At 63.9% G+C, this 18,498-nt stretch carries 19 protein-coding genes; 9 read left to right on the top strand and 10 right to left on the bottom strand.

Going from position 1 to position 18,498, the window contains the following annotated elements; translation table 11 throughout:
• Positions 1-10 precede the first annotated feature (10 nt).
• The 7 genes from nuoL to C9I57_RS16515 all read left to right on the top strand — a co-directional run bounded on the left by nuoL (position 11) and on the right by C9I57_RS16515 (position 7,172).
• A complete protein-coding gene (nuoL, locus tag C9I57_RS16545) occupies positions 11-2,056 on the top strand; it encodes an NADH-quinone oxidoreductase subunit L (RefSeq protein ID WP_107151765.1) in 2,046 nt (681 codons plus the stop codon).
• 20 nt (positions 2,057-2,076) lie between these two features.
• Positions 2,077-3,570, top strand: a complete 1,494-nt coding sequence (locus C9I57_RS16540; protein ID WP_018442908.1) for an NADH-quinone oxidoreductase subunit M — start codon at positions 2,077-2,079, stop codon at positions 3,568-3,570.
• A 25-nt stretch (positions 3,571-3,595) separates the two neighbouring features.
• Complete coding sequence (gene nuoN, locus C9I57_RS16535) at positions 3,596-5,071, top strand: NADH-quinone oxidoreductase subunit NuoN (RefSeq protein ID WP_107151764.1); 1,476 nt, start codon at positions 3,596-3,598, stop codon at positions 5,069-5,071.
• 63 nt (positions 5,072-5,134) lie between these two features.
• Complete coding sequence (locus C9I57_RS16530) at positions 5,135-5,431, top strand: DUF2818 family protein (RefSeq protein ID WP_107151763.1); 297 nt, start codon at positions 5,135-5,137, stop codon at positions 5,429-5,431.
• A 55-nt stretch (positions 5,432-5,486) separates the two neighbouring features.
• Positions 5,487-6,098, top strand: a complete 612-nt coding sequence (locus C9I57_RS16525; protein WP_107151762.1) for an NUDIX domain-containing protein — start codon at positions 5,487-5,489, stop codon at positions 6,096-6,098.
• A 117-nt stretch (positions 6,099-6,215) separates the two neighbouring features.
• Positions 6,216-6,704, top strand: a complete 489-nt coding sequence (locus C9I57_RS16520; RefSeq protein ID WP_107151761.1) for a DUF1178 family protein — start codon at positions 6,216-6,218, stop codon at positions 6,702-6,704.
• 21 nt (positions 6,705-6,725) lie between these two features.
• Positions 6,726-7,172 carry a MaoC family dehydratase gene (locus tag C9I57_RS16515; RefSeq protein WP_107151760.1) on the top strand — a complete coding sequence of 149 codons (447 nt, stop codon included), beginning with the start codon at positions 6,726-6,728 and terminating at the stop codon, positions 7,170-7,172.
• On the opposite strand, the gene C9I57_RS16510 is transcribed toward C9I57_RS16515, so the two are convergent.
• The 7 genes from C9I57_RS16510 to C9I57_RS16480 form a co-directional block, all read right to left on the bottom strand.
• Positions 7,169-7,861 carry a glutathione binding-like protein gene (locus tag C9I57_RS16510; protein ID WP_107151759.1) on the bottom strand — a complete coding sequence of 231 codons (693 nt, stop codon included), beginning with the start codon at positions 7,859-7,861 and terminating at the stop codon, positions 7,169-7,171. The genes C9I57_RS16515 and C9I57_RS16510 overlap by 4 nt on opposite strands.
• A 159-nt stretch (positions 7,862-8,020) precedes the next feature.
• Entirely contained in the window at positions 8,021-9,250 is a 1,230-nt protein-coding gene (locus C9I57_RS16505; RefSeq protein ID WP_107151758.1) for an acyl-CoA dehydrogenase family protein, read from the bottom strand.
• A 26-nt stretch (positions 9,251-9,276) separates the two neighbouring features.
• Positions 9,277-10,395, bottom strand: a complete 1,119-nt coding sequence (locus C9I57_RS16500) for a phosphotransferase (RefSeq protein WP_107151757.1) — start codon at positions 10,393-10,395, stop codon at positions 9,277-9,279.
• Positions 10,396-10,425: 30 nt separating this feature from the next.
• Positions 10,426-11,226 (bottom strand): histidine phosphatase family protein, encoded by an 801-nt coding sequence (locus tag C9I57_RS16495; RefSeq protein ID WP_107151756.1) that lies wholly within the window; start codon positions 11,224-11,226, stop codon positions 10,426-10,428.
• Positions 11,227-11,238: 12 nt separating this feature from the next.
• Positions 11,239-12,033, bottom strand: coding sequence for an oxepin-CoA hydrolase, alternative type (locus C9I57_RS16490; RefSeq protein WP_107152039.1), 795 nt, complete (start codon positions 12,031-12,033; stop codon positions 11,239-11,241).
• 5 nt (positions 12,034-12,038) lie between these two features.
• Positions 12,039-13,229 carry a pyridoxal phosphate-dependent aminotransferase gene (locus C9I57_RS16485; RefSeq protein ID WP_107151755.1) on the bottom strand — a complete coding sequence of 397 codons (1,191 nt, stop codon included), beginning with the start codon at positions 13,227-13,229 and terminating at the stop codon, positions 12,039-12,041.
• The gene (locus C9I57_RS16480) at positions 13,226-13,732 is read right to left on the bottom strand and encodes a putative toxin-antitoxin system toxin component, PIN family (RefSeq protein ID WP_107151754.1); all 507 of its coding nucleotides are present in this window, start codon (positions 13,730-13,732) and stop codon (positions 13,226-13,228) included. The genes C9I57_RS16485 and C9I57_RS16480 overlap by 4 nt, the downstream gene beginning before the upstream one ends.
• 57 nt (positions 13,733-13,789) lie before the next feature.
• On the opposite strand from C9I57_RS16480, the gene yaaA reads away from it, so the two are divergent.
• Both yaaA and C9I57_RS16470 read left to right on the top strand, forming a co-directional pair.
• Positions 13,790-14,572 (top strand): peroxide stress protein YaaA, encoded by a 783-nt coding sequence (gene yaaA / locus C9I57_RS16475; protein WP_107151753.1) that lies wholly within the window; start codon positions 13,790-13,792, stop codon positions 14,570-14,572.
• Between the two features lie 8 nt (positions 14,573-14,580).
• Complete coding sequence (locus tag C9I57_RS16470) at positions 14,581-15,756, top strand: M14 family metallopeptidase (protein WP_107151752.1); 1,176 nt, start codon at positions 14,581-14,583, stop codon at positions 15,754-15,756.
• 24 nt (positions 15,757-15,780) lie between these two features.
• Here C9I57_RS16470 and C9I57_RS16465 read toward each other — a convergent pair whose 3' ends face one another.
• From C9I57_RS16465 to C9I57_RS16455, 3 genes are all read right to left on the bottom strand, one after another.
• Positions 15,781-16,356: a BspC domain-containing protein gene (locus C9I57_RS16465; protein ID WP_107151751.1), complete on the bottom strand. Its 576-nt coding sequence runs from the start codon at positions 16,354-16,356 to the stop codon at positions 15,781-15,783.
• Positions 16,357-16,592: 236 nt separating this feature from the next.
• Complete coding sequence (locus C9I57_RS16460) at positions 16,593-17,270, bottom strand: energy-coupling factor ABC transporter permease (protein ID WP_107151750.1); 678 nt, start codon at positions 17,268-17,270, stop codon at positions 16,593-16,595.
• Positions 17,271-17,352: 82 nt separating this feature from the next.
• Positions 17,353-18,210, bottom strand: coding sequence for a helix-turn-helix transcriptional regulator (locus tag C9I57_RS16455; protein ID WP_107151749.1), 858 nt, complete (start codon positions 18,208-18,210; stop codon positions 17,353-17,355).
• Between the last annotated feature and the right edge of the window lie 288 nt (positions 18,211-18,498).

Below are 18,498 nucleotides of genomic sequence, written 5' to 3'. Positions count from 1 at the left end.
CACTGCGGCCATGACGACACTCAATGAAAATCTGCTGCTGGGCATCCCGCTCGCACCACTCGCCGGCTCGCTGATCGCGGGGCTCGCGGGCAAGGTGGTGGGACGCAAAGGGAGCCACCGGATCACGATCCTCGGCGTCTTCATCTCGTTCGTTCTCTCGGCGATCGTCTACGCCGACGTGATGAACGGCGCGAGCTTCAACGCGACCGTCTATGAATGGATGCGCGTCGGATCGCTCAAGCTCGAGGTCGGTTTCCTCGTCGATTCGCTGACCGCGATGATGATGTGCGTCGTGACGTTCGTCTCGCTGATGGTGCACATCTACACGATCGGCTACATGGCCGACGACGACGGTTACGAGCGCTTTTTCTCGTATATCTCGCTCTTCACGTTCTCGATGCTGATGCTCGTGATGAGCAACAACTTCCTGCAGCTCTTCTTCGGCTGGGAAGCGGTCGGTCTCGTGTCGTACCTGCTGATCGGGTTCTACTTCACGCGTGAAAGCGCGATCTACGCAAACCTGAAGGCGTTCCTCGTGAACCGTGTCGGCGACTTCGGCTTTTTGCTCGGCATCGGCCTGATCCTCGCGTATGCCGGCTCGATGAACTACGGCGAAGTGTTCGCGAAGCGCAACGAGCTCGCCGCGATGACGTTCCCCGGCACGGACTGGGGGCTCGTTACGGTAGCCTGCATCTGCCTCTTCATCGGCGCGATGGGTAAGTCCGCGCAGTTCCCGCTGCACGTCTGGCTGCCCGATTCGATGGAAGGCCCGACGCCGATCTCCGCGCTGATTCACGCGGCGACGATGGTGACGGCCGGCATCTTCATGGTCACGCGCATGTCGCCGCTGTTCGAGCTCTCCGACACCGCGCTCTCGTTCATCATGGTGATCGGCGCGATCACGGCGCTCTTCATGGGCTTTCTCGGGGTCGTGCAGAACGACATCAAACGCGTCGTCGCCTATTCGACGCTGTCCCAGCTCGGCTACATGACCGTCGCGCTCGGCGCCTCGGCCTACTCGGTCGCTGTCTTCCACCTCATGACGCACGCCTTCTTCAAGGCGCTGCTGTTCCTCGGCGCGGGCTCCGTCATCATCGGCATGCACCACGACCAGGACATGCGCAACATGGGCGGCCTCTACAAGTACATGCCGATCACGTGGATCACGTCGCTGGTCGGCTCGCTCGCGCTGATCGGCACGCCGTTCTTCTCGGGCTTCTACTCGAAGGATTCGATCATCGACGCCGTCGCCCATTCGAATCTGCCGGGATCGAGCTTCGCCTACTTCGCCGTCGTGGCGAGCGTTTTCGTGACGGCGCTCTACTCGTTCCGGATGTACTTCATGGTCTTCCACGGCGAGGAGCGCTTCCGTCATCCGCAGGATTTCGGCAACGGTCACGGCGCCGAATCGTCGGCGCACGGCGCGCATGGCCACGACGAGCACGCGCATCACTCGCATGAGCCTCATGAAACGCCGTGGGTCGTGTGGGTGCCGCTCGTGCTGCTCGCGATCCCGTCGATCGTCATCGGTGCGATCGCCGTCGGTCCGATGCTCTACGGGGACTTCTATCAGCATGGCGTCGCGTTCGACAAGGTCATCTACATTGCCGATAACCACCCGGCGCTGCACGAGATGGCCGACGAGTTTCACGGCTGGCTCGCGATGGGCCTGCATTCCGTGTCGGGCCTGCCCGTGTGGCTCGCACTCGCGGGCGTGGTGACGGCGTGGTTCCTCTACCTGAAGCGTCCTGACCTGCCGGCGACGATCCGCCGCGCGTTCGGGCCGATCTACACGCTGCTCGACAACAAGTACTACATGGACAAGATCAACGAAGTCGTCTTCGCACGGGGCGCGGTGGTCATCGGCCGCGGCCTCTGGAAGGAGGGCGACGTCGTTTGCATCGACGGTATCGTCAACGGAAGCGCGCGCTTCATCGGCTGGTTCGCGAGCGTGATCCGCTTCCTGCAATCCGGCTACATCTATCACTACGCGTTCGCCATGATCATCGGCATGCTGGGGCTCCTTACCCTGTTTGTCACGCTCGGCGGGAAATAAAGGCGGGGAGAGAAAACTCAATGCACTCGTTTCCGATTCTCAGTGTCGCGATCTGGCTGCCGATCGTTTTCGGGCTGATCGTCCTTGCCGTCGGGTCCGACAAGAATCCTGCGCCCGCGCGCTGGATTGCACTCGTCGGCTCGGTCCTCGGGCTCATCGTCACGCTGCCGTTGATCAGCGGCTTCGATTCGTCGAGCGCCGCGTTGCAGTTCGTCGAACAGTCGGACTGGATCGATCGCTTCCATATCACGTATCACCTCGGCGTCGACGGTATCTCGATGTGGTTCGTCGTGCTGACGGCGCTGATCACGGTCATCGTCGTCATCGCGGGCTGGGAGGTGATCACCGAGAACGTCGCGCAATACATGGCGGCGTTCCTGATCCTCTCCGGGATCATGGTCGGCGTGTTCTCGGCCGTCGACGGACTGCTCTTCTACGTGTTTTTCGAGGCGACGCTGATCCCGATGTACCTGATCATCGGTATCTGGGGCGGCCCGAACCGGATTTACGCCGCGTTCAAGTTCTTCCTCTATACGCTTGCCGGCTCGCTGCTGATGCTGGTCGCGCTGATTTACCTGTACGTGCAAACGGGCACGTTCGATCTCGCCGCCTGGCAGAAGGCGCCGCTCGCGATGACGCCGCAGGTGCTGCTCTTCATCGCGTTCTTCCTCGCGTTCGCGGTGAAGGTGCCGATGTGGCCCGTCCATACCTGGCTGCCCGATGCGCACGTCGAAGCGCCGACGGGGGGCTCCGTCGTCCTGGCCGCGATCATGCTGAAGCTCGGCGCGTACGGCTTCCTGCGCTTCTCGCTGCCGATCGCACCCGATGCGAGTCACGCGCTCGCGCCCGCCGTCATCACGCTGTCGCTCGTCGCCGTCATCTACATCGGCTTCGTCGCGATGGTGCAGGCCGACATGAAGAAGCTCGTCGCCTATTCGTCGATCGCGCACATGGGGTTCGTCACCCTCGGCTTCTTCATCTTCAACCAGCTCGGCACGGAAGGGGCGATCGTGCAGATGATCTCGCACGGCTTCGTCTCCGGCGCGATGTTCCTTTGCATCGGGGTGCTCTACGACCGTATGCATTCGCGCCAGATCGCCGATTACGGCGGTGTCGTCAACGTGATGCCGAAGTTCGCGGCGCTCGTCATGCTGTTCTCGATGGCCAACTGCGGCTTGCCGGGCACCTCCGGGTTCGTCGGCGAGTTCATGGTCATCCTCGCGGCCGTTCAGCACAATTTCTGGATCGCTTTCGGCGCGGCGTTCACGCTGATTCTCGGCGCGGCCTATACGCTCTGGATGTATAAGCGCGTCTACTTCGGCGCCGTCACGAACGATCACGTGAAGTCGCTTGCCGATATCAACGGCCGCGAGTTCCTCGTGCTCGGCGTGCTGGCGGCGCTGACGCTCTTCATGGGCCTCTATCCGAAGCCCTTTACCGATGTAATGCACGTGTCCGTGCAGGACCTCCTCTCCCACGTCGCGCAGTCGAAACTGCCGCCGCTGCCCCAGTAACGCCGAGCGGAGGAACGAAAAGATCATGCAAAACGCCTCTATGACTGTCCTGTTGCCCGACGCGCTCATCATGGTGGCCGCCGTCGTGGCCTGGCTCAACGAAACGTTCGTCGGCGATTCCGGCCGCCGCGTCACCTATCTGATCGGCGTGCTGTCGTCGCTCGTCGCCGGCATCTGGTTCGCGACGCTGATCGTCACCCCGCAGCAGTACTTCTTCTCGCACATGTACGTCGTCGACGGCTTTGCGAGTGCGATGAAGGCGGTCGTGTCGATCGGCTACGCGATCACGATGATCTACTCGCGCAAGTACCTGGAAGACCGCGGCCTCTTCCGCGGCGACTATGTGCTGCTCGGCATGTTCGCGCTGCTCGGCCAGCTCGTGATGATCTCGGGCAGCAACTTCCTCACGCTCTATCTCGGCCTCGAGCTGATGTCGCTCTCGCTCTATGCGGCCATCGCAATGCGCCGCGACGCGTCGCAGTCGAACGAAGCGGCGATGAAGTACTACGTGCTCGGCGCGCTTGCCTCGGGTTTCCTGCTCTACGGCATCTCGATGATCTACGGCGCGACGGGCTCGCTCGATCTGAGCGAGGTGCTGAAGGCAATCGCATCGGGCCGGATCAACGATGCGGTGCTGCTCTTCGGCGTCATCTTCATCGTGGCCGGCGTCGCATTCAAGATGGGCGCCGTGCCGTTCCACATGTGGGTGCCCGATGTCTACCACGGCGCGCCGACGGCGATGACGCTGCTCGTCGGCGGCGGCCCGAAGGTAGCCGCGTTCGCATGGGGTCTGCGCTTTCTCGTGATGGGTCTTCTGCCGCTCGCCGCCGATTGGCAGGACATGCTGATCATCCTGGCCGCGCTTTCGCTCATCGTCGGCAACATCACCGGTATCGCGCAGCGCAACGTCAAGCGAATGCTCGCCTACTCGGCGATTTCGAACATGGGTTTCGTGCTGCTGGGCCTGCTGGCGGGCGTCGTCGACGGCAAGGCCGACGGCATGGCGAGCGCCTACAGCTCGGCGATGTTCTACAGCATCATTTACTTCCTGACGACGCTCGGTTCGTTCGGCATCGTCATGCTGCTGGCGCGCCGCGATTTCGAAGCAGAGACGCTCGACGACTTCAAGGGCCTCAACAAGCGCAGCCCGGTTTATGCATTCGTGATGATGGCGATGATGTTTTCGCTCGCCGGCATCCCGCCGACCGTCGGTTTTTACGCGAAGCTGGCCGTGTTGCAGGCGGCACTTAACGCCGGGCTCGTCTGGCTCGTCGTGCTCGCCGTCATTACCTCGCTCTTCGGCGCCTTCTATTACCTGCGCATCGTCAAGCTGATGTATTTTGACGCTCCGCAGGACAGCGCGCCGCTCTCAAGCCCGATCGCCAATCGTTGGGTGCTGACGATCAACGGCGTCGCCGTGCTCGTGCTCGGCATCGTGCCGGGTCCGCTGATGACGCTCTGCCTGAACGCCATCGCCCATACGCTGCCCGTCGCACTGTGATGCCCCCGCGCTCACTATCGTTCGCTGCCGGGCAGGTCATCCCCTTGGGGACGGGGAGCTGAGATGTCGGCCGCAGGCTGGTTCGTCGTCCTGTTGGCGGTGCTCGCCGCCAACGTGCCATTCGCCAATCAGCGGCTTTTCGCGGTCCTGCCGCTCGGCGCGGTGAAAAAAAGCGCCTGGATCAGGATCGCCGAGCTGATTGTGTTGTATTTCGCGGTTGGCGCGCTCGGCTTCATGCTCGAAGCGCGCGCCGGCAACCGTTTTGAGCAGGGCTGGCAGTTTTACGCGATCACGTTCTGCCTTTTCCTCGTTTTCGCGTTCCCGGGGTTTACCTTTCAATATCTCGTCAGGCGCCGCTGACGGAGCGCCAAATGGGGAGTGGAGGAGACGTTCCTTCCCTATCGGAGAAAAGCGCATGGCCGACTTGCCCGACAATGACCACGACGCGTCGCTGACCGAGACGCGCCTTTCCGGCGAGACCGTCCACAAGGGCTCGTTTTTGCACGTCAAGCGCGATATCGTGAGGCTGCCCGACGGTAAGCAGGCTACGCGCGAATATGTCCAGCACCCTGGCGCCGTGATGGTGATCCCGCTTTTCGACGACGGGCGAGTGTTGCTCGAGCGCCAATATCGCTATCCCATCGGCCGTGTGATGGTCGAGTATCCGGCCGGCAAGCTCGACGACGAAGAAGACGAGCTCGCCTGCGCGCAACGCGAGCTGCAAGAAGAAACGGGCTATACGGCGCGTGAATGGCATTTCCTGACGCGCATCCATCCGATCATTTCGTATTCGACCGAGTTCATCGACATCTTTCTCGCGCGCGGACTGACTCCGGGCGAGCGCAAGCTCGACGACGGCGAATTTCTCGAGACGTTCGTGACCGAGCTGCCGCAAGTCACCGAATGGATCCGCACCGGTGCGATCACCGATGTGAAGACGATCATCGGCACGCTTTGGCTCGAGAAGGTGCTCGCCGGCGTCTGGACGCCCGGCGATGCCGCGGCGGCGCGCGTGTCCGGCAAATAGGGCGTGGTCCGCGCGGTTCGCGCAAGCGCGCTAGAATGAGCCGTTTCGTTCGGTGAACGGTCGTTCACTGGAATCGTTTTCGCGCTACACTTAGCCGCAGTTTTTGTCCGATCGAGCATGAAGGTCCTTGATTTGCAATGTCCGCACGGCCATCGGTTCGAAGGCTGGTTCGCCTCCGTCGATGAGTTTGAATCGCAGTTGTCGCGCAAGTTGGTCGAATGTCCCGTTTGCGCCGCGACCGCGGTGAGCCGTGTCCCGTCCGCACCGCGCCTGAACTTGTCGGGCGCCACGAGCCCCGGCGAGAGCGGGGCGGGAAGGCGTGCGTCCACCGGCGACGAGGTGCAAGCGGGTGCGCCCGCGGCGCAGAGGGAGCGCATGCGCGAAGTCGAGGCGCGCGCCATGCGTGCTTTACGTGAGCTGGTCCAGAACACGGAAAACGTCGGCGACCGGTTTGCCGAAGAGGCGCGCCGCATCCACTACAACGAGGCGCCTGCCCGCAATATCCGCGGCGTAGCCACGCCCGATGACGCGCGCTCGCTCGCCGAAGAAGGGATCGACGTCATGGCGGTGCCTGGCGCCTGGGCGTCGAAAGAGTCGCTGCAGTAAGCCCAACAAGGAGACAGCGCGATGGGTTTGAGCTTCGAGGACCTCGAAGTCGGCTCCCGGCGGGACGCGGGCGCACATACATTCAGCGTCGATGAGATCCTCGAGTTCGCCGAGCGCTTCGATCCGCAACCGTTTCATCTCGACGAGTCGGCCGCAAAAGCTTCCCCGTTCGGCGGGTTGATCGCGAGCGGCTGGCATACGTGCTCGGTGCTCATGGGCCTTTGCGGGCGCAATATGCTGAACGGCTCGACCTCGATGGGCTCGCCCGGTATCGACGAGATTCGCTGGACCAAGCCCGTGCGCCCGGGCGATACGATTCACCTTTTCATTTCGATCCTCGAGAAGCGCATTTCGGCGAGCCGGCCCGATCGTGGCATCGTCTCGCTCCTTTGGGAAGGTATCAATCAGGCGGGCGAGACGGCCGTGACCGTGCGATCGAAAGTAATCTTTGGTTTGCGCGGCGGTTAATGCTTCGCGTACTGCGTGGCGCCGAACAACATTTCCCTCGCCTTGTCGTCCATCAGCGGCCTGCGGGCCGAAGCTAGCACCTCGACGCCACGCACGACGGCCGGCCGCGCCGCAATGGCTTCATGCCAGCGCTTCACGTTCGGAAAGTCACTGAGCTCGATGCCCTGGTTTTGCCACGAGCGCGTCCACGGAAAGGCGGCGATATCCGCAATCGTGTAGTCGTCGCCGGCAAGGTACTGAGTTTTGCTCAGCTGCGTGTCCATGACGCCATAGAGGCGCTTGGCCTCGTTCGTGTAGCGGTTGATCGCGTATTCGATCTTTTCCGGGGCATAGACGCGGAAGTGATGCGTCTGCCCGAGCATCGGCCCGATGCCGCCCATTTGGAACATGAGCCATTGCAGTGTGGCATAGCGCGCCACCGGGTCCGCCGGCAGGAATTTGCCCGTCTTGTCGGCGAGATAGAGGAGGATCGCTCCCGATTCGAAGAGCGAGATCGGCTTGCCGCCAGGACCGTCGGCATCGACGATCGCCGGGATCTTGTTGTTCGGGCTGATGGCGAGAAACTCGGCCTTGAATTGATCGCCGGCACCGATATCGATCGCATGGACGCGATATTCGAGGCCCGTTTCCTCGAGCATGATATGGACCTTGTGCCCATTCGGCGTCGCCCAGCTATAGACATCGATCATCGCGGCTCCTTGGAGGACGGTGGCGTCGCGACAAGCAACGCCGATCGAGCCGCAAATTAGCATAGAACGATGGGAGCCGCAGACAGCGCCGCAAACCCCTTTCGGCGGTGCGGTTTCGGTGCGCGTGCGCGCCGTGGCACCCCGCGCGTTCGACTCGCGTCAGGTCGCGCTTGGCGGGGTATAGCGCGCCAGTTCCAGCTTCGCAATGGCGTTTCGGTGCACTTCGTCGGGACCGTCTGCAAAGCGCAGCGTGCGTGCTAGCGCGTACGCGTAAGCGAGCGGAAAATCGTCGCTGACGCCACCGCCGCCGTGCGCCTGGATCGCCCAGTCGATCACCTGGCACGCCATATTCGGCGCGATCACCTTGATCATCGCGATCTCGGCGCGCGCGGCCTTGTTGCCGACCGTATCCATCATATAGGCCGCCTTCAGCGTCAGCAGGCGAGCCTGCTCGATCGCGCATCGCGCGTCGGCGATGCGCTCCTGCGTGACCGTTTGCGCCGCAATCGGCTTGCCGAATGCGACGCGCTCGGACGCCCGTCGACACATCAGTTCGAGGGCTCGCTCGGCGAGCCCCACCAGCCGCATGCAATGATGGATGCGGCCAGGACCGAGGCGACCCTGCGCGATCTCGAAGCCGCGACCCTCGCCGAGCAGCACGTTCGCGGCGGGCACGCGCACGTCGTCGAGCGAAATTTCCATATGGCCGTGCGGCGCATCGTCGTAACCGAAAACGTTGAGCGGGCGATGCACGGTGATGCCCGGCGTATCGGACGGCACGAGAATCATCGATTGCTGCGCATGCTTCGGCGCGGCGGGATCGGTCTTGCCCATGACGATGTAGACTTTGCAGCGCGGATCGCCAGCCCCCGAGGACCACCACTTGCGGCCGTTGATCACGTAGCTGTCGCCGTCGCGTTCGATGCGCGTGCGGATATTCGTCGCGTCGGATGAGGCCACATCGGGCTCGGTCATCAGGAACGCCGAGCGGATAACGCCTGCGAGCAGCGGTTCGAGCCAGCGGCGTTTTTGTTCGTCCGTACCGTAGCGCTCGATGGTCTCCATGTTCCCCGTATCGGGTGCATTGCAATTGAAGACTTCGGGTGCCCAAGGCACGCGTCCCATGATCTCCGCGAGCGGCGCGTATTCGAGATTCGTGAGGCCGGCACCGCGCGACGAGTCGGGAAGAAAGAGATTCCAGAGGCCCGCCTCGCGTGCGCGTGCTTTGAGCGTCTCGATCAGTTGCGTCGGCACCCACGCGTTGCCGTTTCGACGATTGCGCGCGACTTCTTCGATGAACGCGCGCTCGTTCGGGTAGATGTGCTCGTCGAAGAAAGCCAGGAGCCGCGAACGCAGCGCCTCGACTTTGGGGGTGTAGTCGAAATTCATCGTCGGCTCCCTTGCAATTCTCGAAGTCAGCGCACCTTCTGTGCGTACGACCACGCGAGCTCCGCCATTGGCCTCGCGCGCCGGCCAGCGTCGGCCGCTTGCGCGCTCGCGGCGGTACCGACGGTCACGCGCTTCATGATGCCCTGCAGGATCGCGGCGATGCGAAACATGTTGAAGGCGAGGTAGAAATTCCAGTCGCCCGTGATCGTGAGCCCCGTACGCTCGCAGTAGCGGCCGACGTAGCTGGCTTCGTCGGGGATGCCGAGCGCCGCCCAATCGAGGCCGCCGATCCCGCGGAATTGCCGCGGATCAACGTGCCATGTCATCACGTGATAGGCGAAATCGACGATTGGATCGCCGAGCGTCGACAGCTCCCAATCGAGCACCGCCAATATGCGCGGCTCGCTTGGATGGAAGATGAGATTGTCGAGCCGATAGTCGCCATGCACGATCGCGACACGTGTCTCGCCGTCGGAAGATTCCACTGGAACATGGGCGGGCAGCCATTCGATGAGTCGATGCATCGCTTCGATCGGCTCCGTCTCCGACGCTTCGTACTGCTTGCTCCAGCGTGCGATCTGGCGCGCGAGATAGTTGCCTGGCTTGCCGTAGTCCGCGAGGCCGACGCGCTCGGCATCGACGGTATGAAGCGCCGCGATCACGCGATTCATTTCGTCGTAGATCGCCGCGCGCTCGTCGCGCGACATGCCGGGCAGTGTCGGGTCCCAGAGCACGCGTCCGTCGACGTGCTCCATCACATAAAACGCGCGACCCATCACCGATTCGTCGTCGCAACGCGCGAGCATGCGGGCGACGGGCACGTCGCTGCCGGCCAGCGCATCCATCACGCGGTACTCGCGCTCGATTGCGTGCGCGGACGGAAGAAGCTTCGCGGCAGGCCCGGGCTTCGCGCGCATCACGTAGCTTCGCGCGGGAGTGACGAGCTTGAACGTCGGGTTCGACTGGCCGCCCGCGAACTGCTCGACGGCGAGCGGGCCCGCGAATCCATCGACATGCTCGCGCAGCCAGGCCGAAAGCGCTGCTTCGTCGAAACGCTGTTGCGCGGATACCGAGCGCGTGCCGGTGAACGCGGAATAGTCCTGCCGCTGATCCGCGTCGCCAGCCGCTGGGCTTTGCGCCGTCATAGTGCGACTCCTCCGATGTGCTAGTGCTAGCTAGTCCCCTCGATATCGCAGATATTGGGCGTAAAGCATCTCCATCGTCGTGTGCCGCACATCGCGGAAGAGCGGGGCGGGCGGCGCGTAATTGAGCATCCGCACCACCCAATCGCGTGGCTGGCTACCGGCGTCGAGTGCATTGATACACCCCGCCGCTTGGGCGAGATGGCCGAAGAATGCTCTGCCGCCCGCCGTGATCGCATGCGAAAGGAGCGCGCGGTTCACGCCGCCATGCAGCACGAGCAATACGGTATCCCACGATGGATCGGCGCGCAGCCTGGTGAGTGCGGGAAGGACCCGATCGAGCAATTCGCCGATCGTCTCGCCGCCGAGAAAGCGCGTTTCCTCGGGCACGATGCCGTCGAAAATCGTCAGGAACGCACGCTCGATTTCGGCCGGCGGCAAATCGGGCAACCGTCCCGATCGAATCTCGCGCCACTCGGGCCAGCTTTCGATCTCGACTCGCTTGCCGAGCGGATCATCATCGTCGCGCCGCTTGGCGTTACTGTGCGGATTGCCATGCTCATCGCCCTCGCTCGCGCCCATGGTCTGACGCATTTCCGCGATCACGCACTGCGCGGTTTCGATCGTGCGCGGCAGGCCGCTTGCGATGACGCGATCGAATCGCACGTTCGCCGCGGCAAATGCCTGGCCTGCCGCTCGCGCCTGCGCTTGGCCCCGTTCGTTGAGCGGCACCGTATCGGGATCGATCGCCCTGCCCGAGTCGTCGAAGTAAGTTACGTCGCCATGCCGCATCAGGAAGATGCGCCGCCGCTTCGGGATCTTGAACTCGGGCATCGCGGTGGTCCGTTATCGATAGCGCGCAGGCCGCTTTTCCAAAAAGGCGGTGATGCCTTCCAGCCCCTCGCGGTGATGCAGCGAGGCGACGAAGTGGTCGCGCTCAAGGTTCAGCTGATCGGGCAACGACTGCTCGCCGGCGGCCGCCACGAGCGCCTTGATGCGGCTCGTCGCATTCGGCGAGCCGCGGCCGAGCTCGTCGGCCCACGCGATCGCCGCGTCACGGACCTGCCCCGGCCCGGGCTTCACGAGGCGGTTGACGAGGCCGAGCGCATGAAGACGCGCCGCGGAGATCGGTTTGGCGTCGAGCAGCACTTCCGTCGCGAGCTGGCGCGGCAGCGACTGCGCGAGGAACCACGAGCCGCCGCCGTCAGGTGTCAGCCCGACGCGCGCATACGACATGACGAACTTCGCATCTTCGGCCGCGACGATCAGATCGCAGGCGAGGGCAAGCGAAAACCCGGCCCCGGCCGCCGCGCCGGCCACCGCGGCGATGACGGGTTTCGTCGACGTGCGCAGCGCCAGAATCCACTGACCGAGCAGGTCGATGCTTTGGGCCTGGACGGAGGGGTCTTTCGCGCGGTTCTCGAGCAGCCGGTTCAAATTGCCGCCGGCGCAGAAGAAATCGTCCGCGCCCGTCAGCACCACGGCGCGGATCGAGGCGTCACGCTCGGCCGTCTCGAGCGCGACGATGCCGGCCGCGTACATGTCCGGATGCAGCGCGTTGCGCGCGCCGGGGTTCGAGAGCGTCAGGACGAGCGTCGATTCGCTCTCGGGTGGCCGCGCTGCCAGAAGTTCCGCGCTCATGATCGTCAAAGGCGCGAAAGCCGCTCGAGCGCTGTCGCGAGGGTTTCCTCGCGCTTCGCGAAGCAAAAGCGCACGACGCCCGACTCGTGCCGCTCATGATAGAACGCCGACACCGGAATGGCGGCCACGCCGATTTCGCGCGTGAGCCACTTCGAGAAATCCTCTTCGGACATATCGCTGATCGCCGAGTAATCGACGCACTGGAAGTAGGTGCCTTCGCAAGGCAGCAGCTTGAAACGCGTACCGCTCAGGCCTGCGCGGAAAAAGTCGCGCTTGCGCTGATAGAAGGCGGGCAGTTCGAGATAGGGTGCGGGATCGCGCAGATAGTCGGCGATGCCGACCTGCATCGGCGTGTTCACCGTGAACACATTGAACTGATGCACCTTGCGGAACTCGGCCGTGAGCGGCGCTGGCGCCGCCACGTAACCGACCTTCCAGCCCGTCACATGAAAGGTCTTGCCGAAACTCGAGACGACGAAGCTGCGCGCCGCGAGCTCGGGATAGCGCGCGACGCTCTGATGCGGCGCGCCGTCGTAGACCATGTGCTCGTAGACTTCGTCCGAGACGATGAGCACGTTCGTGCCGCGCACGATGTCTTCGAGCCTGCGCATGTCCTCGGCGTGCCAGACAGTACCCGTCGGGTTGTGCGGCGTGTTGATGAGCATGAGCCTCGTGCGCGGCGTGATGGCGGCCGCGAGCTTGTCGAACGGCACCCGATAGTCGGGCGCTTCGAGCGTCACGAAGACGGGCGTGCCGCCGGCGAGCTCGATCGACGGCAGATAGCTGTCGTAGGTCGGCTCGAGCACGACGACCTCGTCGCCCCGATGCACCGTCGCGAGAATCGCGGTCAAGAGCGCCTGTGTTGCTCCCGCCGTGACGGTGACTTCGGTCAGCGGATCATATCGCCGTCCGTGAATCGTCTCGATTTTGCTCGCGATTGCATCGCGCAGCGCGGCGATGCCTGCCATCGGCGGATACTGGTTGTGACCATCGCGCATCGCCTTCGCGACCGCGTCGACGATACGGGCATCGCAGCCGAAATCGGGGAATCCCTGGCCGAGATTGACCGCTTCATGCTCCGTCGCGAGCGCGCTCATCACGGTGAAGATCGTCGTGCCGACGTTCGGCAGACGCGAGGGAAACTCGGGAGGCGCCACGTCGTGCGCGCGTTTCGTTGGCTCGTGCGGTGCGTTCATGGTGCAATCGGCGAAGTGACGACAGGTTCATGCAGCATGCAGGCGGCCGCGAACGGCGCCGGCTGGGCGATGCGAAAGCCGAAATCGCGCGCGGTGCGCCGCGCGAGCTTGAGCAACGCACGGTCCTTGGAGACGAGCCAGTCCGCACCGGCCGAATGGGCGAGCTCGAGAAACTTCTGGTCGTCGCGATCCTTGCAGCGCGGCAGCGAGGCTGTGCCGGCGGGCGGCTCGGCCGGCGGTGTCATCACCGAGAGTCGCGCGACCGACGCGAGCGCCTCCTGCTTGTCGACGGCGCGGCGCGTGAACTGCGGATAGTCGAGCACGCGCGAGAGCTCGGCGAGGCAGCGCGCGTCGATAACGGCGTCGAGCGCGCCGCTGCGCAAGGCGGCATGGATCGGGCGCGTGGCCGCGTCGTCGAACACGAGGATGTCGATCCAGACATTCGAATCGAGGACGACCTTAGGCGCGGCGCGCGAGGTATCGGGACCAGAAAGACTAGGCATTCGCTACAATCGGGCTTTTCGCGTTCTCCACCCGGCACATCGTGCCGGCCAGCCTCCATGATAATTGTTTTGTCTCCGGCGAAGTCGCTCGACTACGAGACCCCGCCGCACGTTCGACGTCACACGATTCCCGACTTCGTCGAGGACGCCGCGCAGCTCGTGGAGGGCTTGAGGCGTTTGTCGCCGCAACAGATCGCGACGCTGATGGGCGTTTCCGATTCACTCGCGCAGCTCAATTTTCAGCGCTATGCCGACTGGTCGCCCGAGTTTGGCTTGCACAACGCGAAACAGGCCGTGCTCGCGTTCAACGGCGACGTCTACGAGGGATTCGACGCCAAATCGCTGTCGGCGGCCGATCTCGATTACGCGCAGCAGCACGTGCGCGTGCTCTCGGGTCTTTACGGTCTGCTCCGGCCGCTCGATTTGCTCCAGCCTTACCGTCTCGAGATGGGAACGCGTTTTTCGAACGTGCGGGGCAAGGATCTCTACGCATTCTGGGGCGAGCGCATTACCGATGCGCTCAACGAGCAGCTGCGCAAGAAAAAGCGCGGGGCTCGCGTGCTGGTCAATTGCGCCTCGGAGGAGTATTTCAAATCGGTCAAGCCCAAGCGGCTCGAAGCGCCTGTGGTCACGCCGGTATTCGAGGACTGGAAGGGCGGCCGCTACAAGGTCATCAGCTTTCACGCCAAGCGCGCGCGAGGACTGATGGCGCGCTTCGCCGTCGAACACCGCCTCGGCGCGCCCGAGGAATTGAAAGCCTTCGCGGCCGAGGGTTATTCGTTCGACGAAGCGGCGTCGAACGATGCCACCTATGTTTTTCGCCGCCGCGTCGGCGATTGAGACTCTCCATGACACTTTCGATCACGAGCAATTTCGATGGCGGCGCGATCCAGGTGCTGTCTTGCGAGACGGCCGGCGATATCCGCTTGCGCATTCGCCCCGACAGCCATGCCGAATTCGCCCAGTGGTTCTACTTTCGGCTCTCGGGCGCACGCGGCGAGCGCTGCGTGATGACGTTCGAGAACGCGGCCGATTGCGCGTTCGCGCAAGGATGGCACGGCTACCGCGCCATGGCGAGCTACGACCGGGTGAACTGGTTTCGCGTTCCCACGTCGTATGACGGCCGCGTGCTGACGATCGACCATACGCCCGAATTCGATCGCATTTACTACGCTTACTTCGAGCCCTACAGCGAGGAGCGGCACGCGGAGTTTCTCGGCGCGCTGCAGCAGATGCCCCATGCGACGCTCGTCGAGCTTGGGCAAACGGTCGAGGGGCGTCCTGTCTCGCTGCTGGCGCTCGGCGCGCACGAAGCCGCCGACGCAGCGCGGCACGAGGGCGACGCGGCAAAGAAGAAAGTCTGGATCGTCGCGCGCCAGCACCCCGGGGAAACGATGGCCGAATGGTTCGTCGAAGGGCTCGCGAAGCGACTGGCGGGCTGGGGCGACTGGTCGGGCGATCCGGTCGCGCGCAAGCTTTTCGAGCGCGCCGTGTTCTACATCGTGCCGAACATGAATCCCGACGGCAGCGTGCACGGCAATCTGCGCACGAATGCGGCAGGCGCGAATCTCAACCGCGAATGGATGGATCCGGATCCGGAACGAAGCCCCGAGGTCCTCGCGGTACGCGATGCGATTCACTCGATCGGATGCGATCTGTTCTTCGATATTCACGGCGACGAGACGTTGCCTTATGTGTTCGTCGCCGGCTGCGAAATGCTGCCCGGCTTCACGGCGCACCAGGCGGCCGAGCAAGCGGCCTTCATCGAAGCGTTCAAGCAAGCAAGCCCTGATTTTCAGGACAAGCACGGCTACGAGTCGGGCAAATACCAGGAAGACGCGCTGAAGCTTGCTTCGAAGTACATCGGCCATACGTTCGGCTGCCTGTCGCTGACGCTCGAGATGCCGTTCAAGGACAACGCGAACCTGCCCGATGAGCGAGTCGGATGGAACGGCGAGCGTAGCGCGGCGCTCGGCGCCGCCATGCTCGGCGCCGTGCTGCGCCATCTCGAAACGTTCGCGTAAGCGAAGCGCCCCGGCTTCTCGCGGCTAGCTGCCGCCGCCGCGTTTTTTCCTCTGAGCCTGGGCTCGCTTCGTCGTGCTTTTCGTCGTGTGCTTCGCCCCGTGCTTGCCTTTGCCCTTCTTCGTCGAGCGCTCGGCGCGCGGCTTGGCCGGCGGCACGGGGTCGTTCCAGCTGAATGCGAGCATTTGCTGGCCGACATAGCCGCAGCGAAACTTCAGATCGTAGGGAGCGTGATCCTTGTCGCGCGCGATCCCTTGCCCTTCGACGGTGACGACATTGTCGACCTTGATCCGCTGCTTGCCTTCGTCGAACGAATCGTTCCACGGCGTGATCGTGGCATGCTGGCTGTCGAACGATTCGGGCGCGAATTCGACGTGGTCGATGACGTTCGACGTGCTCGCGACGAAACTGCCGTGCGCGGCGCAATCGGCGACGAGCGGATCGGCGTGCATGTCGCCGACGAACTTGGCGATCAATTCGTTGCGCTGATCGATCAAATCGGCGCGGGCAGGGGTCACGAAGGCGAGAGGCAATGCGGCGAGCGCAACCGTCAGCGATCGGACAAGCCGACGCAGGCGGCGTAATGTGTTGGAGCTATCCATCCAGTTGATATTATCGAGATGTCACTTGGCCAGACGCCCCTCCGGACACTGCCTTGGGCAGCCTTACGGCGGAAATGGCGGGACGTCAGTGTGGCGGGCGCACTTCGCTAAGATGCCGCAGTCGCCGATAGAGTTCAACCGATCCGTGAACATTTGTGCGGCAATGATGCTCGGCTCGGGCGACACGGGCCGCGTGAGTCACAACCGGTGGTGAACGTCGAAGCAACGACTGACGATTACGTGCGCGGCCCCCCGAGGCGATAGCGGCGAACGTCGTTGGTGGTGACCCATGTCGGCTTGTAGACGGCGATGAGCGTCGTCGACATGCCCGTGAACCATGCTTCCCCGAGCACGAGCAGGAGCACGCTCATTGCATAGCCGGCGGGGATGATGACCTTCGGCGAGCCACCCGCCAGCCCGACATGAAACCCGATCGCGACGGCCGAGGCGAGGGCGACGGCCACGGCTGGCGAGACGAAGCCCTGGACGGCAATGAATGCGAAGAGATTGCGGGGCAGCCACGCGAGCGAGGCGCGCTGCAACAGCGCCGAGACGCCCACCGGCATTGCACCGTAGACGAGGAACGTCAGCGCGATGCCTTGCCAGGCCGCGTCGAAGACGACGGCCGCGATCCCCGACACGGCAGCCATCGCGACGAGCGCGAGCGCCCAGTCGAACAAGGTCACGAAAAGGGTAGCGCCGAGCAAGTGCATGACGGGGCCGTCTTCGAGCCACGCATTGCTTGCCCATAACACCGAGATAGCGACGATGATGGCGAGCCACACGTGCTGCAGCGTCGCGTCCTGCAAGCGCTTGAACGGCCTGCGCGCCACCGCGAGCGCGAGAAGCCCTGCCGCGGCGACCCAGGCACCGACGGAAACCCACAGCGGAAGCGGCGTATAAAAGAACCCCATGTCGCCATATTACTCGTTGGAATCCGAAACCGGGAGCCGTTGCGGGCCCGACGCCAGTGCGCCGAGCGGCACTTTTCCGTGCTTATCGCGAGCCGGTATTCGTTACCGTCTTGCGGAACGGCGTTGCAGGTTCGGCAGCCATTGGCAGGCTATTCGTTTCGTCTTGCCGCGGCAATGGATACTTGAAAGTGGTGCGGCGGCGCAACGGTACGGGGCCTGGCTGACCTATCGCCGCTTTCGGCGCGTGTTCGTGCTCGCCGCGCAACACTTCGAGTTGCGGCGTGAGCCATCCGTTGTAGATGGCGACGGCTGCGGCGCGATTGGGCGCGCCGAGCTGCTGGAAGATGCTCGCGAGGTGGATCTTGACCGTGCCCTCGCTGATACCGAGCGTACGGGCGATCATCTTGTTGGTGCTGCCCATATGAACACAGCGCATGATCTGCTCCTGCCGCGGGGAGAGGGCCGGCGCGAAGCGGGCGCGCCGCGTGGACGGCGGCGTCAGCTCGCAGACGAGCGCGGGCGGCGCCGGTACGTCGGGCGCAGTGCCTTCCTCGTGCATGAAAGCGCCGTGCGGCGCATAGTGCCCACCCGCCAGCACCAGCTCGACGAGGCGCAAAATCAGTTTGGGATTCGTGCCGCGCGGGATGACGCCTTGCACGCCCTCGTCCATCAGCAGCCGGACGCGGGATGCGGACGCATCGTCGACGAACACCGCCACGCGCAGGCCGGGCTGCTCGGCGATCAGCGCGCGCACTTCCGAGACGCGCATCGCGTCGTGCCAGTCGACGACGAGCAAATCGACCGGTGCTCGCCGCAACGCCCGGCACGCCTGCGTCCAATCCCTTGCCTCACAAAACCGTGCGTGCCGATTGATCTGCCGCAACAGTGCCTTGAGACCGTCGCGCCGCTCTGCTTCCGAACCGAGAACTGCGAACCGCATACTTTGCCTCCTGGTAGTCCAATGCGGCGCCGCCGCGGCGACCCGACAGCGGGCCGGCCGCGCTCCTCTCGTGCCGCCGACGCAATGATGACAAATTACTTACGAGCGGACGGCTAGCCGGACGGCATAGGACGCGCCCCGGCGGCTCGGCGTGCGGCTGGCGGTTGGCGGTTGGCGAAGAAAGACTCTCGCGAAGGGAGCGATCGGCTCCCTTGCGGCGGAATCGGCGCCACGCGCGCCCCGGACAGCCCCCTTTTGAATGAGACAAGGGGCGGGGCGCTTTAACGG

It is taken from the genome of Trinickia symbiotica (assembly GCF_003028655.1).
GTDB lineage: Bacteria > Pseudomonadota > Gammaproteobacteria > Burkholderiales > Burkholderiaceae > Trinickia > Trinickia symbiotica_A.
This window is presented reverse-complemented; position numbering and strand designations above follow the sequence as displayed.